13 protein-coding genes and 1 pseudogene are annotated in these 13890 nt (G+C 71.5%); 10 read left to right on the top strand and 4 right to left on the bottom strand.

Going from position 1 to position 13890, the window contains the following annotated elements; all coding sequences use genetic code 11:
- Positions 1–60: 60 nt before the first annotated feature.
- Together GB864_RS19000 and GB864_RS16125 are read left to right on the top strand one after the other, a co-directional pair.
- Positions 61–156, top strand: a complete 96-nt coding sequence (locus tag GB864_RS19000) for an SHOCT domain-containing protein (protein WP_336604042.1) — start codon at positions 61–63, stop codon at positions 154–156.
- Between the two features lie 115 nt (positions 157–271).
- A complete protein-coding gene (locus GB864_RS16125) occupies positions 272–895 on the top strand; it encodes a hypothetical protein (RefSeq protein WP_160426718.1) in 624 nt (207 codons plus the stop codon).
- 31 nt (positions 896–926) lie between these two features.
- Here the strand turns inward: GB864_RS16125 and GB864_RS16120 are convergent, their stop codons facing one another.
- Positions 927–1634 (bottom strand): YceI family protein, encoded by a 708-nt coding sequence (locus tag GB864_RS16120; protein WP_160426717.1) that lies wholly within the window; start codon positions 1632–1634, stop codon positions 927–929.
- An 85-nt stretch (positions 1635–1719) separates the two neighbouring features.
- Between GB864_RS16120 and GB864_RS16115 the strand changes: the two genes are divergently transcribed.
- The gene (locus GB864_RS16115) at positions 1720–2238 is read left to right on the top strand and encodes a GNAT family N-acetyltransferase (RefSeq protein ID WP_336604041.1); all 519 of its coding nucleotides are present in this window, start codon (positions 1720–1722) and stop codon (positions 2236–2238) included.
- 40 nt (positions 2239–2278) lie between these two features.
- Here the strand turns inward: GB864_RS16115 and GB864_RS16110 are convergent, their stop codons facing one another.
- Positions 2279–3211 carry a haloacid dehalogenase-like hydrolase gene (locus GB864_RS16110; protein WP_160426716.1) on the bottom strand — a complete coding sequence of 311 codons (933 nt, stop codon included), beginning with the start codon at positions 3209–3211 and terminating at the stop codon, positions 2279–2281.
- An 87-nt stretch (positions 3212–3298) separates the two neighbouring features.
- On the opposite strand from GB864_RS16110, the gene GB864_RS16105 reads away from it, so the two are divergent.
- The 4 genes from GB864_RS16105 (at position 3299) to GB864_RS16090 (ending at position 8392) form a co-directional block, all read left to right on the top strand.
- On the top strand, positions 3299–4801 hold the full coding sequence (locus GB864_RS16105) for an arylsulfatase (RefSeq protein ID WP_160426715.1): 1503 nt from the start codon (positions 3299–3301) through the stop codon (positions 4799–4801).
- 114 nt (positions 4802–4915) lie between these two features.
- Positions 4916–5809 carry a formylglycine-generating enzyme family protein gene (locus tag GB864_RS16100; RefSeq protein WP_160426722.1) on the top strand — a complete coding sequence of 298 codons (894 nt, stop codon included), beginning with the start codon at positions 4916–4918 and terminating at the stop codon, positions 5807–5809.
- A gap of 44 nt (positions 5810–5853) precedes the next feature.
- The gene (locus GB864_RS16095) at positions 5854–6081 is read left to right on the top strand and encodes an RNA-binding S4 domain-containing protein (RefSeq protein WP_160426714.1); all 228 of its coding nucleotides are present in this window, start codon (positions 5854–5856) and stop codon (positions 6079–6081) included.
- Between the two features lie 85 nt (positions 6082–6166).
- Positions 6167–8392 (top strand): ATP-dependent Clp protease ATP-binding subunit, encoded by a 2226-nt coding sequence (locus tag GB864_RS16090; protein WP_473808264.1) that lies wholly within the window; start codon positions 6167–6169, stop codon positions 8390–8392.
- A gap of 195 nt (positions 8393–8587) precedes the next feature.
- On the opposite strand, the gene GB864_RS16085 is transcribed toward GB864_RS16090, so the two are convergent.
- The gene (locus GB864_RS16085) at positions 8588–9874 is read right to left on the bottom strand and encodes an MFS transporter (RefSeq protein ID WP_160426720.1); all 1287 of its coding nucleotides are present in this window, start codon (positions 9872–9874) and stop codon (positions 8588–8590) included.
- Positions 9875–9993: 119 nt separating this feature from the next.
- Between GB864_RS16085 and GB864_RS16080 the strand changes: the two genes are divergently transcribed.
- Both GB864_RS16080 and GB864_RS16075 read left to right on the top strand, forming a co-directional pair.
- Complete coding sequence (locus GB864_RS16080; RefSeq protein ID WP_160426713.1) at positions 9994–10467, top strand: aromatic ring-opening dioxygenase LigA; 474 nt, start codon at positions 9994–9996, stop codon at positions 10465–10467.
- A gap of 133 nt (positions 10468–10600) precedes the next feature.
- Positions 10601–11650 (top strand): zinc-dependent alcohol dehydrogenase family protein, encoded by a 1050-nt coding sequence (locus GB864_RS16075; RefSeq protein ID WP_160426712.1) that lies wholly within the window; start codon positions 10601–10603, stop codon positions 11648–11650.
- A 257-nt stretch (positions 11651–11907) separates the two neighbouring features.
- Here GB864_RS16075 and GB864_RS16070 read toward each other — a convergent pair whose 3' ends face one another.
- A complete protein-coding gene (locus GB864_RS16070) occupies positions 11908–12498 on the bottom strand; it encodes a nitroreductase family protein (RefSeq protein ID WP_160426711.1) in 591 nt (196 codons plus the stop codon).
- A 349-nt stretch (positions 12499–12847) separates the two neighbouring features.
- Here GB864_RS16070 and GB864_RS16065 point away from each other — a divergent pair.
- A pseudogene (locus GB864_RS16065) lies at positions 12848–13890 on the top strand (hypothetical protein); the annotation flags it as partial.

Below are 13890 nucleotides of genomic sequence, written 5' to 3'. Positions count from 1 at the left end.
GCCGCGCAGGCCGCGGCGGCACCGCCGCCCGCACCCGCGGCGCCGGCCGGCGGCGTCGACATCGTCGCCGAGCTCCAGAAGCTCGCCGCGCTCCAGCAGCAGGGCATCCTGAGCGCCGACGAGTTCGCGGCGGCGAAGGCCAAGCTGCTCGGCTGAGCGCCCGCCGAGACTTCCGACGGGGTCGCGCCTTCAGGGCTCGACCCCGTCGGTGCGCTCGGCTAGGCTCCCGGCAACCGGGGGCCGTACCCGGATGCATGACGGGAGGCCGACGATGTTCGACACCGCCGAGATCCGCGCCGCGGAGCCGCTCGTGCTCCGCGCCGACCGCCCGGAAGCCGCACCCGAATCGGCCGCCGTCTGGGTGCCGCAGCTCTGCGCGACCGGCACCTCGGCGCGCGTCATCCACGTCTCCGGTCTCGCGCCGCGCACGTACACCGCGTTCGCCGCGCTGCTCGGAGCCTGCGAATCCCGCGCTTTCGGGGACGTGCTCGTCAGCGTCGACGCGACGGGCGCGGCCCCGCTGCTCGACAGCGTGGTGGTCGACCGCCTCCGACGTCTCGCCTCGGCGGCGGACATCCTGTTCATCGGGGCCGACACGGCTCGCGCGGTCTGGGGATCGCACGGCCATATCGCCGGCCGTCCCGAGGCGCCGCGCCACGTCGTGGTCGGCGACCCGCGCCGCGGGGCGAGCGAGTACTGCGACGACGGCGTCACCGTCGTGCCCTTCGGTCCCGAGGCGATCTCGGGCGCGCTCGTCTACGACCCCTACGGCGAGGCCTTCGTCGACGGGTGGTACGCGGCGCTGCTGGACGGCACCGGGCCGTTGCTGCGACTCGCCCGTGCGCACGAGGCGGCCGCCGCGGCCGCCGTCCTCGGGGTTCCCGCGGTCGGCTGAGCCCCCTCGCCCCGACGGCGCCCCCGCGGACTCAGCCCTGCGTCAGCGCGAGCGAGAACTCGACGAACCCGGCGTCCTCGACGGACACGAAGCCGAGGTTCGGCGCCTCGACGCCGTAGTCGGCGAACGTGATCGGGATGCTGCCCGCTACCTGGCCGGACTCGCCGTCGAAGACGGCCTGGAGCTCGACCTCGACGGGCTGCGTGACGCCGGCGATCGTGAGGTCGCCCGTCACGGTGAGCGTCTGCACCTCGCCGACCGCGGGGGTCTCGGGCGCGTCGACGACGCCGGTGAGCACGAAGGTCGCCGTCGGGAACTCCTGGACGCGGAGCGCGCTGTCGCGGAAGTAGCCGTCGCGCGAGGAGGAGTCGGTCTCGATGGAGGCCACGTCGACCGTGAACTCCGCGGCGGTGAGCTGGAGGCCCTCGACGGTCGCCGTGCCGGTCACGTCCTCCGTGCGGCCGACGACCGTGACATCCGTGCCGTTGAGCACCTCGTCGACGCGATAGCCCGCGTACGACCCGGAACCCGCCGTCCAGGTACCGGAGAGGTCGTCGACGGCATCGCCCTCGCTCGCGCCGGGGGCGACGGTCGAGGGTTCGAGCGTGATCGTCGGTGCGGCGGCCTGCTCGCCGACGATGACGTCGCGGTAGACGATCGGACCCGCGACGGCGGCGACGCCGCCCACGACGACGAGTCCGGCGGCGACGCCGAGGATGACCTTGGTGCGCTTCTCCATGCCGCCATCCTGCCGATGGTTGCCATGGAAACCCTGTGGGCGCCGCAGGGAGCGGCTCTGGAGCCGCTGGCGTCAGACTGGAACCGTGCTCGCCCCGCTCGCCCTCCCCGCGCCCCTGTCCGCCTCCCTCCCCGACGCCGTGCTGCGCCACGCGACTCCGAGCGACCTCGACGCGATCATCGTCCTGCTCACCGACGACGACGTCTCCGTCGAGCGCGGGCACGGTCCCGAGACCGTCGACCGGGCTGCCTACCTCCGAGGCCTCGAGGCGGTGCTCGGCGACCCGTCGAACACGATCGTGCTCGCCGTGCTGGGCGATGGCCGCGTCGTCGGCACGATGCAGCTCACCCTCATCCCGGGCATGACCCGCGGCGGCGCGAGCCGGCTGCTCGTCGAGGCGGTTCGGGTGTCGAGTGCGCTGCGCTCCGGCGGCATCGGCAGCGCGATGCTGCGCTGGACGATGGATGTCGCCGCCCCGGCCCTCGGGGTCGCCCTCGTGCAGTTGACGAGCGACGCGCGCCGCTCCGATGCGCATCGGTTCTACGAGCGGCTCGGATTCGCGGGCTCGCATCGCGGATTCAAATGGGCGGTGCCCGCGAACTGAAGCGGTCCGCCGTTCGCGCCGTCGGGCGTCGAGCGTCGGGTCAGCTCGGCACCGGGAAGATCCGCTCCCAATCGTCGCGCACGCTGATCACGGTGAACCCGTTCGCCGCCGCGGCCTCGAGCGCCTGCTCGGCGCCCTTGTCGTAGGGGAGATCGCCGCGCTCGGGGTCGTCGTGGTGCACGAGCAGCGCGAGGCTGCGCGGGCTGCCCTGGGCGAAGCGCAGCATCGGCACGTCGCCGTTCGAGTTGCCGGCGGCGAGGATCGGGCGCCGGCCGATGCGGGTCCAGATGCGCACCGGCTTCACGGGTCCGTCGTCGAAGAAATCGAGCGCCGCGGCGTAGTGCACGGAGTTCGTGGCCTCGTCGTAGGTCAGCCCCAGCGCCGTGCCGATGACGCGCTGGGACGGGATGCCGTAGTACTGCTCGGTCACGACGCGCATGAAGTCGCGCTCGCCGCCCGAGACGATGTACGTGCGGAAGTCGTTCGCGTCGAGCAGCCGCACCAGTTCGACCATCGGCTGATAGACCGCCTCGGCGTAGGAGCCCCCGAGCGAGAGGTGCTTCGCGTCGCGGAAGAACGCGGCGACGGACTCCGCGTAGTCCTCGACGCTCGCGCCCGACGAAGCCGCTGCGACCGCCTGGATCAGGAGACCCATGTCGGCGTCGTCGCCGGCGTAATGGCGATCGACCGCTTCGCCGAGCCACGCCAGGTCGCCTGAGACGGCCGCCCGGTACGGCTGGCGCTCGGCGAGCGACGGGTCGGCCGTCGCGGCGGACTTCCACTGCTCGAGCAGGTAGTGCAACTGCACGACCATCGGCTTCTCTGTCCACAGCGTGCCGTCGTTGTCGAAGACCGCGACCCGAGCCGCCGGAGGCACGAAGTCCGCTCCGTGCTCGTCGGTCACGGCGGCGATGAACTCGAGGATGGCGCGACGCGTGGCCGTGTCGCGCCAGGACGGCAGCGGTTCGCTCATGACTCGAACCTATCGGTTGCCCGTCGCCGCGGGGCGTGCTTGCATGGGCGTGCGGCGGGGGCCGCAGCCGACTTGGGGGAACACGAAATGACGGACAAGCCGAACATCCTCATCATCTGGGGCGACGACATCGGGATCTCGAATCTCAGCGCGTACTCGGACGGCCTGATGGGCTATCGCACGCCGAACATCGACCGCGTCGCGAACGAGGGCGTGAAATTCACCGACTACTACGGCGAGCAGAGCTGCACGGCGGGTCGGGCGGCCTTCATCACGGGGCAGAACCCGTACCGCACCGGCCTGACCAAGGTCGGCATGCCGGGCGCCGACCTGGGCCTGCGCGCCGAGGACCCGACGATCGCCGACGCCCTCAAGCACCACGGCTACGCCACCGGGCAGTTCGGCAAGAACCACCTCGGCGACCGCGACGAGTTCCTGCCGACGGCGCACGGCTTCGACGAGTTCTTCGGCAACCTCTACCACCTCAACGCGGAGGAGGAACCGGAGCACCCCGACTACCCGACCGACGAGGAGTTCCCCGGGTTCAGCGAGAAGTTCCGCCCGCGCGGCGTCATCCACTCGTGGGCGAACGACGACGGCACGCAGCGCATCGAGGACACCGGCCCGCTGACGAAGAAGCGCATGGAGACGTGCGACGAGGAGTTCCGCGACGCCGCGGTCGACTTCATCCGTCGCCAGGCCGACGAGGACACGCCGTTCTTCGTGTGGTTCAACTCGACCCACATGCACTTCCGCACGCACACCAAGGAGGAGAGCAAGGGTCGTGCCGGCCGGTGGCAGTCGGAGTACCACGACACGATGCTCGACCACGACGACGTCGTCGGTTCCCTGCTCGACCTGCTCGACGAGCTGGGCCTCGCCGAGAACACGATCGTCATGTACTCGACCGACAACGGTCCGCACATGAACAGCTGGCCGGATGCCGGCATGACGCCGTTCCGCAACGAGAAGAACTCCAACTGGGAGGGTGCGTACCGGGTGCCGGCGTTCGTGCGATGGCCCGGGCATATCCCGGCGGGCACGACGCTGAACGGCCTCGTCAGCCACAACGACTGGTTCGTGACCCTGCTGGCGGCCGCCGGCGACACCGACATCGCCGAGCGGCTCAAGCAGGGCACCGAGCTGCACGGCGCCGAGTTCAGGGTGCATCTCGACGGCCACAACCAGCTCGACTACCTCACCGGTGCAGCCGAGCACAGCCCGCGCCGGCACTTCTTCTACGCTTCCGACGACGGCGACCTCACCGCCATGCGGTTCGACAACTGGAAGGTCGTCTTCCTCGAGCAGCGCGCCGCGGGCACCCTGCAGGTCTGGCAGGAGCCGTACACGCACCTGCGGTTCCCGAAGCTGTTCAACCTGCGCACCGACCCGTACGAGCGGGCCGACATCACGTCGAACACCTACTGGGACTGGGTGCTCGAGCACATCTTCCTGTTCGTGCCGGCCCAGGCCTATGTCGCACGGATGCTCCAGTCCCTCGTGGAGTTCCCGCCGCGCCAGGAATCGGCCTCGTTCACGATCGACCAGGTGATGGCGAAGCTGCAGGACGCCACGGCGGGCGCATCCTGACACGCACGGCATGGATGCCCGGCGCGCGCGAGCGTGCCGGGCATGCTGCGGTCTCGGGTCCGCTCGGCGCGCCGCCGGAGCACGGACGTTAGCGTGGGAGCCGTGACCGACGACATGGTGCTCATCCCGGCGGCGACCTTCCTGATGGGATCCGACGAGTTCTACCCGGACGAGCGGCCGGTGCACGAGCGGGCGGTCGCCGCCTACCGGATCGACCGATACGAGGTCACCAACGCCGAGTACGCCCGGTTCGTCGACGAGACGGGGTACGTCACCGTCGCCCAGCGCGACCTCGACCCGGCCGGCTACCCGGGGGCCGACCCCGCCGATCTCGTGGCGGGTTCGATGGTGTTCACCCCCACCTCCGGTCCGGTCGACCTGCGCAATTGGCGCAACTGGTGGCGCTGGCAGCCCGGCGCGTGGTGGCGCGAGCCCTTCGGCCCCGGCTCGTCGGTCGACGACCGGCAGCGGCATCCGGTCGTGCACATCGCGTACGAGGATGCCAGGGCCTACGCGACGTGGGCGGGCAAGCGGCTGCCCACCGAGGCCGAGCACGAGTACGCCGCCCGAGGCGGCCTCGTCGGCGCCCGCTTCGCGTGGGGCGACGAGCCCTACCCCGACGGCCAGGCGCTCGCCAATAGTTGGCTCGGGCATTTCCCGTACGACAACCAGGGCGTCGGGGATGCCGCGCCGGTCGGCTCGTACCCCGCGAACGGCTTCGGGCTGTTCGACATGACCGGCAACGTGTGGGAGTGGACGAGCGATTTCTACACCCAGCGCCACGTGCGGCTGAGCGACACACCCGTGGATCCCGGCAAGCGGCAGAACCTGCTCGCGACCGCGAGCGCCGAGCCGGGGTTCCCGGGCATGCCGCGCCGCGTGCTCAAGGGCGGCTCGCAGCTCTGCTCGCCCGAGTACTGCCTGCGCTTCCGGCCGGCGGCGCGCTCGCCGCAGGCCGAGGACACGGGGATGAGCCACATCGGCTTCCGTTGCGCGCAGGACGCGTAAGGGCACCGGCGCAGCCGATCGGCCCGGACGAATAGCATTCGAGGATGACGAACCCGGCTCCGATCGACGACGTCCCCATCGGCGGCGACATGATCCGCCTCGGCCAATTCCTGAAGTTCGCCGGGGTGCTCGACACCGGCGGCGACGTCAAGGAGGTCATCGCCGAGGGGCTCGTGAGCGTCAACGGCGAGGTCGACCGCCGCCGCGGGCGGCAGTTGCAGCCCGGCGACGTCGTCTCCTTCGAAGGGCACCGCTTCCGCGTCCGCCCGTGAGGGTTTCGTGCTGAACGATCGGGGAATACGACCGCGGCGGTCCGAAGTTGAGTCTTGTAGGCTCAATTTACGGAAAGGAGCAGCCTTGGCCAACATGCAGGGTGCGCCGAGCTCCCAGGAGGAGCAGCAGTCGGCGCTCGAACAGTTCGGCGTCAACCTCACCGACCTCGCGCGAGCGGGAAAGCTCGACCCCGTCATCGGACGCGACAGCGAGATCCGCCGCGTCAGCCAGGTGCTGACTCGGCGCACGAAGAACAACCCCGTGCTCATCGGCGAGCCCGGCGTCGGCAAGACCGCCGTCGTCGAGGGGCTCGCGCAGCGCATCGTCGCCGGCGACGTCGCCGACTCGCTGAAGGACAAGGACCTCGTCTCGCTCGACATCTCCGCGCTCGTCGCGGGCGCGATGTACCGCGGCCAGTTCGAGGAGCGCCTCAAGAGCGTGCTCAAGGAGATCGACGAGTCCGAGGGCCGGGTCATCACGTTCGTCGACGAGCTGCACCTGCTCATGGGCGCGGGCGGTGGGGAAGGCTCCGTCGCGGCATCCAACATGCTCAAGCCGATGCTCGCCCGCGGCGAGCTGCACCTCATCGGCGCGACCACCCTCGACGAGTACCGCGAGTACATCGAGAAGGACGCGGCGCTCGAGCGACGCTTCCAGCAGGTCTACGTCGGCGAGCCCTCCGTGGAGGACACGATCGCGATCCTCCGCGGGCTCAAGGGGCGCTACGAGGCGCACCACGGCGTCACGATCTCCGACGCGGCGCTCGTCGCGGCGGCCTCCCTCTCGAACCGCTACATCAGCGCCCGGCAGCTCCCCGACAAGGCGATCGACCTCATCGACGAGGCCATGTCCCGCCTCAAGATGGAGATCGACTCGTCGCCCATGGAGATCGACCAGCTCAAGCGCCAGGTCGACCGCATGAAGCTCGAGGAGCTCGCCCTCAAGAAGGAGAAGGACGACGCCTCCAAGGAGCGGCTCGCGAAGCTGCGCGAGGGGCTCGTCGGCATGGAGCGCGAGCTCGCCGACCTCCAGGCCCGCTGGGCGCGCGAGCGCCAGGGGCTCAACCGCGTGGGCAACCTCAAGAAGCAACTGGATGACGCCGTCACCCAGCGCGACCTCGCGCTGCGCGCGGGGGACTACCAGAAGGCGTCGAAGCTCGAGTACGAGACGATCAAGAACCTGCAGCGCGACCTCGACGCCGCCGAAGCGGCCGCCGACACGGTCGATGCGGACGGCGAGCCGCGCATGGTCAACGAGCAGGTCACCGACGACGACATCGCCCAGGTGATCGCGCAGTGGACGGGCATCCCCGTCGGCCGGCTCCTGCAGGGCGAGACCGAGAAGCTGCTGCACCTCGAGTCGGAGCTCGGCAAGCGGCTCATCGGGCAGAAGCCCGCGGTGGCCGCGGTCGCCGACGCGGTGCGGCGCTCCCGCGCGGGCATCAGCGACCCGAACCGTCCGACCGGCTCGTTCCTGTTCCTCGGCCCGACCGGCGTCGGCAAGACCGAGCTCGCGAAGGCGCTCGCCGAGTTCCTCTTCGACGACGAGCGCGCGATCGTGCGCATCGACATGTCGGAGTACGGCGAGAAGTTCTCGGTCTCCCGGCTCGTCGGCGCCCCGCCCGGGTACGTCGGCTACGACCAGGGCGGCCAGCTCACCGAGGCTGTGCGTCGTCGCCCCTATTCGGTCGTGCTCTTCGACGAGGTCGAGAAGGCGCACCCCGAGGTGTTCGACGTGCTGCTGCAGGTGCTCGACGACGGTCGCCTGACCGATGGCCAGGGCCGCACGGTCGACTTCCGCAACACGATCCTCATCCTCACCTCGAACCTCGGGTCGCAGTACCTCGTCGACCCGTCGCTCTCGTGGGACGAGAAGGAACAGGCCGTGCTCCAGACCGTGCGCCAGTCCTTCAAGCCCGAGTTCCTCAACCGGCTCGACGACCTCGTCGTCTTCTCGGCCCTCGGCGAGGGCGAGCTCGCGGAGATCGTGAACCTCTACGTCGACCGGCTCGGCGATCGCCTGCGCGAGCACCGGCTCGAGCTCGGCGTCACCCCGGATGCCCGGGCGTGGCTCGCCGAGCGCGGCTACGACCCGATCTACGGGGCCCGGCCGCTGCGCCGGCTCATGCAGAAGGAGATCGACGACCGGCTCGCGCGGGCGCTGCTGGCCGGCACGATCCGCGACGGCGACGTCGTCATGGTCGGGCTCGCGCCGGATGCCGGATCGCTCACCGTGCTGCGGGGCGAGCATGCCGGGACGTCGCGGGCGGACGGCGACGGCGACCTGCGCGACGCCGAGTCCGACGAGTAGGCGGCCCTCCGCTGGTCGGGTAGCGGCCGAGCCGCGCATCGAGACCCGGTCCCGTGGTCTCGATACGGCGCTTCGCGCCTACTCGACCGGCGGGCGCATCGAGACCCGGTCCCGTGGTCTCGATACGGCTCGCGCCTACTCGACCGGCGGGGGCATCGAGACCCGGTCCCGTGGTCTCGATACGGCGCTTCGCGCCTACTCGACCGGCGGGCGCTCCGAGACGGCGGCGTTCCGCACGGCGGGCACGCCGTTCGCCGCGGCGGGGAGGCGCCGCTCCAGCGCGAGCGCCAGCACGCCGACGGCGAGGCAGCCGATCGCCATGAGCCCGATGTAGGCGCCCTCGAGCCCATGGTCGAGGAGGAGGCCCGCGACGATCGGGCCGGCGATCGCGCCGCCCTGGAACGCGCCGGCGTTGACCGCGTTCGCGCGCCCGCGGTTGCGGTCGTCGGCGAGGTCGTTGACGATCGCGGGGATCGTCGGCTGCATGAGGGTCTCGCCGAACGCGAAGACGCCGGTGAAGGCGAGCACGCCGATCGCTGCCGCGAGCGAGCCGGGCAGCAGCCCGGAGGTGCCGAGCACCAGCCAGGATCCGGCCCACACCGCCGCCATGACGAGGAGCACCCGGGTGCGGCGATGGCCTGCGATGCGGGCGAGCACGGTGAACTGCAGCAGCACGATGACCGCGGTGTTGATCGCGAACGCGAAGCCGACGACCTGCGTCGAGACCTCGGCGACCCCGCGGGCGTACGCCGGGAAGCCGGCCTCGAACTGGCCGTAGCCGACGAAGACCGCGACGAAGGAGAGCAACGTGATCCACCGCACCGCGGGCTCGCGCAGCAGCGCGCGGTAGCCGCCGTGCTGCCCTCGGGAGTCGTCGTCGTGCCCGTGCGCCGTCGCGTGCGTGCGCACGTGCCGGAGCGGCCCGAGCAGCAGGGCGATCGGGACGAGGCAGGTCAGCGCGTCGCCGAGGAAGATCAGGGTGAACGTCATCGGCTCGTCGACGTTCACGAACAGGCCGCCGACGATGCCGCCGACCCCGATGCCGAGGTTGACGAGGGCGAAGTTCACGCCGAAGTACTGCTGGCGCAGCTCGCCGTCGACGACCGCGGCGATGAGGGCGTTCTGCGCGGGCCACGACGTGCCGAAGTTGACGCCGATGAGCACGATCGCGAGCGTCGCCACCGCCGGATGCTCGGCGAAGGCCAGCAGCACGCAGCCGGCGATCATCGAGGCGAGCCCGACGAGCAGCACGTTGCGGGCGCCGAAGCGGTCGGTGAGCGCACCGGCGGGGCCCGTCACGACGAGGCCGACGGCCGCGATGAGGCTCATCAGGAGCCCTGCGAAGCCGAGGTCGAACCCGCGCACCTCGTGCAGGTAGATGACCGTGAACGGCAGCGTCAGACCGCGCCCGAAGGTGTTGATCGCGACCGTCGAGAGCAACCACCGCCCCTCGGTCGGCAGTGCACCCCAGAAGTCCCGCATTCCGCTCACCTGGATATCCTGCCGGTCGGCGCCGACATCGCCGGACGGAGGGTCCCTTTCGGCGTGCTTCCCCGTCCCGATACGCTCGGGGCAATCGTCGACACTTTGGGGGAAGCATCATGACGGAGAGTTTCGAGACGGGCGGACCCGTCTGGACGAAGGGTCAGGCCCGGATCGTCCGCCTGAGCGGGCTCGCGGGCATCATCGGCGGCATCCTGCTCATCGTCGTGGCGATCGTCGCCTGGGTCATGGTCACGTCGCAGTTGCGCGCCGAGCAGATCACGATCCCGGACGATGCGATGGCCTTCCAGGGGCAGATCGTGGACGGCCCGATCGACGCGTTCATCCAGGCCGACATCATCAACCACCACGCGCTCGAGATGACCGACGGCAAGACGTACGCACAGCTCGATCAGGACGACCCGACGCGCGCGGTCGTCATGAACGCCTCGTTCCTGCGGGCTTCGCTCTTCACCTCGGTGATCTCGTACGGCCTCGCAGCATTCGCCGCGGGCGCGGGCGTGCTGTTCATCCTCTTCGGCTGGTCGATGCGCACGATCGTGCCGCCGCTGCCGAAGCAGGCGACGGCCTGACGCGGCCCGGGCAGGCGGGATCGGTCCTCGGCCGGGACGTTCGTGACTGCGGCGTCGCCAGTCGCGCCGGAACCGCCCCGGCGCCGAGGATTCAGCCGTGCGGCTTCGGTCGAGATCGGGCTACCTTCGGGGGATGCGAGCAACCGTCATCCACGGCGCCGGCGACGTCCGGCTCGAAGAGGTCCCCGATCCCGTCCTCGGCGGAGCGCGCGAAGCGGTCGTCCGCGTCGTCGCGGCCTGCGTCTGCGGCTCCGACCTCTGGCGGTATCGCGGCATCGCGCCCGTCGACGAGCCCAAGCGCATCGGGCACGAGTTCGTCGGCATCGTCGAGGAGGTCGGCGCGGACGTCGTCGACATCGCCCTCGGCGACTTCGTCATCGCGCCCTTCTCGGGCAGCGACGGCACGTGCGCGAACTGCCGCAACGGCGTCTACACGTCCTGCCTCCACGGCTTCGACTGGGGCGGAACGGATGCCGAGGGGCGCCTGATCGATGCCGGTCAGGGCGAGCGGGTGCGGGTGCCCGACGCCGACGGCACGCTCTTCCCGGTGCGCGACTCGTTCGAAGACGCGCTCATTCCGGGCCTCCTGACCCTCTCGGACGTCATGGGCACCGGCCACCACGCCGCGATCTCCGCCGGGGTCGGGCCCGGCTCGACCGTGGCGGTCGTCGGCGACGGCGCCGTCGGGCTCTGCGCGATCATCGCCGCGAAGCGCCTCGGCGCGACGACGATCATCGCGATGTCCCGGCACGAGGCGCGCACCGCGCTCGCCCGCGAGTTCGGGGCGACGCACGTCGTGGCCGAACGCGGCGACGACGGCGTGCGGGCCGTGCGGGCGCTGACGGGGGGCATCGGCGCCGATCAGGTGCTCGAGTGCGTGGGCACGAAGGAGTCCATGGATCAGGCCATCCGCTCGACGCGCCCCGGCGGGATGGTCGGCTACGTCGGCGTGCCCGCGGGCGGACCCGAGCTGCCGATCCGCCGCCTCTTCAACACGAACGTCGGCGTGAACGGCGGCGTCGCCTCGGTGCGCGGTTACATGGCGGAACTGCTGCCCGAAGTGCTGAGCGGCGCGATCCGTCCCGGCCTCGTGTTCGACCTCGAGCTCCCGCTCGCGGAGGTCGCGGAGGCGTACGCCGCGATGGACGAGCGCCGGGCCACCAAGGTGCTGCTGCGCCCGTAGCCCGCTGCTTCCCGCCGGTCGAGGAGCGAAGCACCCGTTGGTCGAGTAGCGAAGCGTATCGAGACCCGGTGAGGTGGTCTCGATACGGCGCTGCGCGCCGACTCGACCGGCGGGTACTGCCCCGCTGGTCGAGTAGCGAAGCGTATCGAGACCCGGTGAGGTGGTCTCGATACGGCGCTGCGCGCCTACTCGACCGGCGGGCTCCGTTCGCCGAACCGACCGATCCGTTCGCCGACTCGACCGACGAAGCCAGTGCCTCAGGCGGCCGGCAGCACGATCTCCTCGAGCGTGAGACGGGTGCGCGGCGCCGTCTCGCGGGCGCGGAGGGTCTCGTCGAGCTGGTCGGGCGAGCCGACGACGCCGACCGCGGTGACGGAGAAGGGCACCAGGTGCTCGCCGAGGCCGAACACCTCGCGGAGCTTCTCGCGGTCGATGCCGCCCATCTGATGGGCGTGCAGGCCGTCGGCGTGGGCCTGTACCGAGAGGTGGGCGACGGCCTGGCCGAGGTCGTAGGTCGCGAAGGGCCGCTCGCGGCCGTCGGCGCCGACGGTCTCGATGACGTTCACGACGAGCACGCCCGCGCGGTCGGCCCAGGCCTGGTTGAAGCCGAGCAGAGCGTCGTGGATGCGGTCGAACGTCTCGGTGCCGCGGACGCCCACGATGAAGCGGGACGGCTGCGAGTTGTTCGCTGAGGGCGCCCAGCGTGCCGCCTCGAGGAAGCGGCGGATGGACTCGGCGGGGACCTCGGCTTCGGCGTCGTAGGAGCGGGGGCTCCAGCGCTCGGCGAGGACGTCGAGCACGGGGATGCTCGTGTCGGCGGTGCGGGTCGCGGGTTCGGCGATCGTCATGGGGTGCGTTCCTTCCGGTGGTGCGTGGCCCCGAGCATCAGGGCGATGGCGCGCCACCCCGTCGTGTCGCACTCGCTGCAACCGTAGGCGCCCGCATCGGTATTCCCAGTGCCGGCACTGTTGCGGCCGACTTCCAGCGTCACTCCGGGCGCCTCCGGCTGCGCCCGTCGCCCGTCCGGCGAACGGCTGCCCCGGCGCGGATCGGCCGTCATCCGCTGCACCACGCGTGTTACGGTGGGCCCGCGATCGCACCCGGATCGCCTGCGGAACCCGCATCCGCTGTCCCGACCGGCAGGTACCCGTCGTCCGGTCGAACCGACCCGATCCGTCCCGCCACCGGAAGGCCGCCGTGAGCGACGACCGCACCCGCCTGCTGGCGCTCCTCGAACCGAGCGAGTCGTTCCGGCCGGGCGTCCTCGTGCGCACCGACGCCGACGCCGTCCTCGCCGCGCTCGGGCGCGAGGCACCGGCGATCCTCCGGATCGACGGGTTCGTCGGCGGGGAGGGCATCGCCTTCTCGGGCATCGCCCGGGCGACCGCGAACCGCGACCGGGAGCTCGCCGCACTGCCCGACGACCAGCAGGACGCGATCGCCGTCGTGTCGGGCCGGCTGCACGAGGCCGCGCCGAAGGCGCCCCTCGTCGGGCTCGCACTCCGCGAGTTCGTGCGCGCGGCGGCAGGACCGGTACCGCTGCTGCTGCTCGTCGACCGACCGCAGTCGATCGACGGCGACTCGCTCGCGGCGTTCGCATCGGTCGCCCGGCATCCCGTCGACGGCGTAGCGGTGGTCTTCGCGCTCGGCGGCGGCGAGGTCCCGGAACTCCTCGACGACCTCCCGGAGCTCGCGCTCGACGTCGACGAGGCCGAGTTGCACGACGGCCGCGATGCCGCCGCACTCGACGCCGTCGTCGCCGGCCTGCCGCGCGCGGCACGGGAATGGCTCATCATCGCGGCCGCCGAACCGGAACGCGACCTCGAACGCGTGGGCGAGGCCGCCTTGTCGGTCGGGCTCGAGGCCGACGCCCCGGCGCCCGCCATGCTCGCCGGCCTCGTGGATGTCTGGACCGACGCCGTGTTCACGTCGCAGTCGGCGTACGACGCCGTCCGCCGGGCCGCGGACGGCGCCCCGTGGCGCGACGCGCACCGCCTGCTCTGGCAGACGGCGGCCGCCCGCGAGGACGCCGACCGGCTCGCGTGGCACCTCTCGCAGTCCCTCGAAGCGGCCGACGACCGCGTCGCGAACCGGCTCGAGGCGTCGGCCGAACGCGCCGCCGCGCGCGGCGCCTACCGTGCGGCCGCCGTGCTGCTCGAAACGGCCGCGCGGTGCGCGGCGACCGAGACGCGCCGCGCGGACTGCGCCTGGAACGTGGCTGCGCCGGCTCCACCCTCACA

The sequence above is a fragment of the Agromyces seonyuensis genome, from assembly GCF_009789225.1.
In the GTDB taxonomy this organism is placed as follows: Bacteria; Actinomycetota; Actinomycetes; order Actinomycetales; family Microbacteriaceae; genus Agromyces; species Agromyces seonyuensis.
This window is presented reverse-complemented; position numbering and strand designations above follow the sequence as displayed.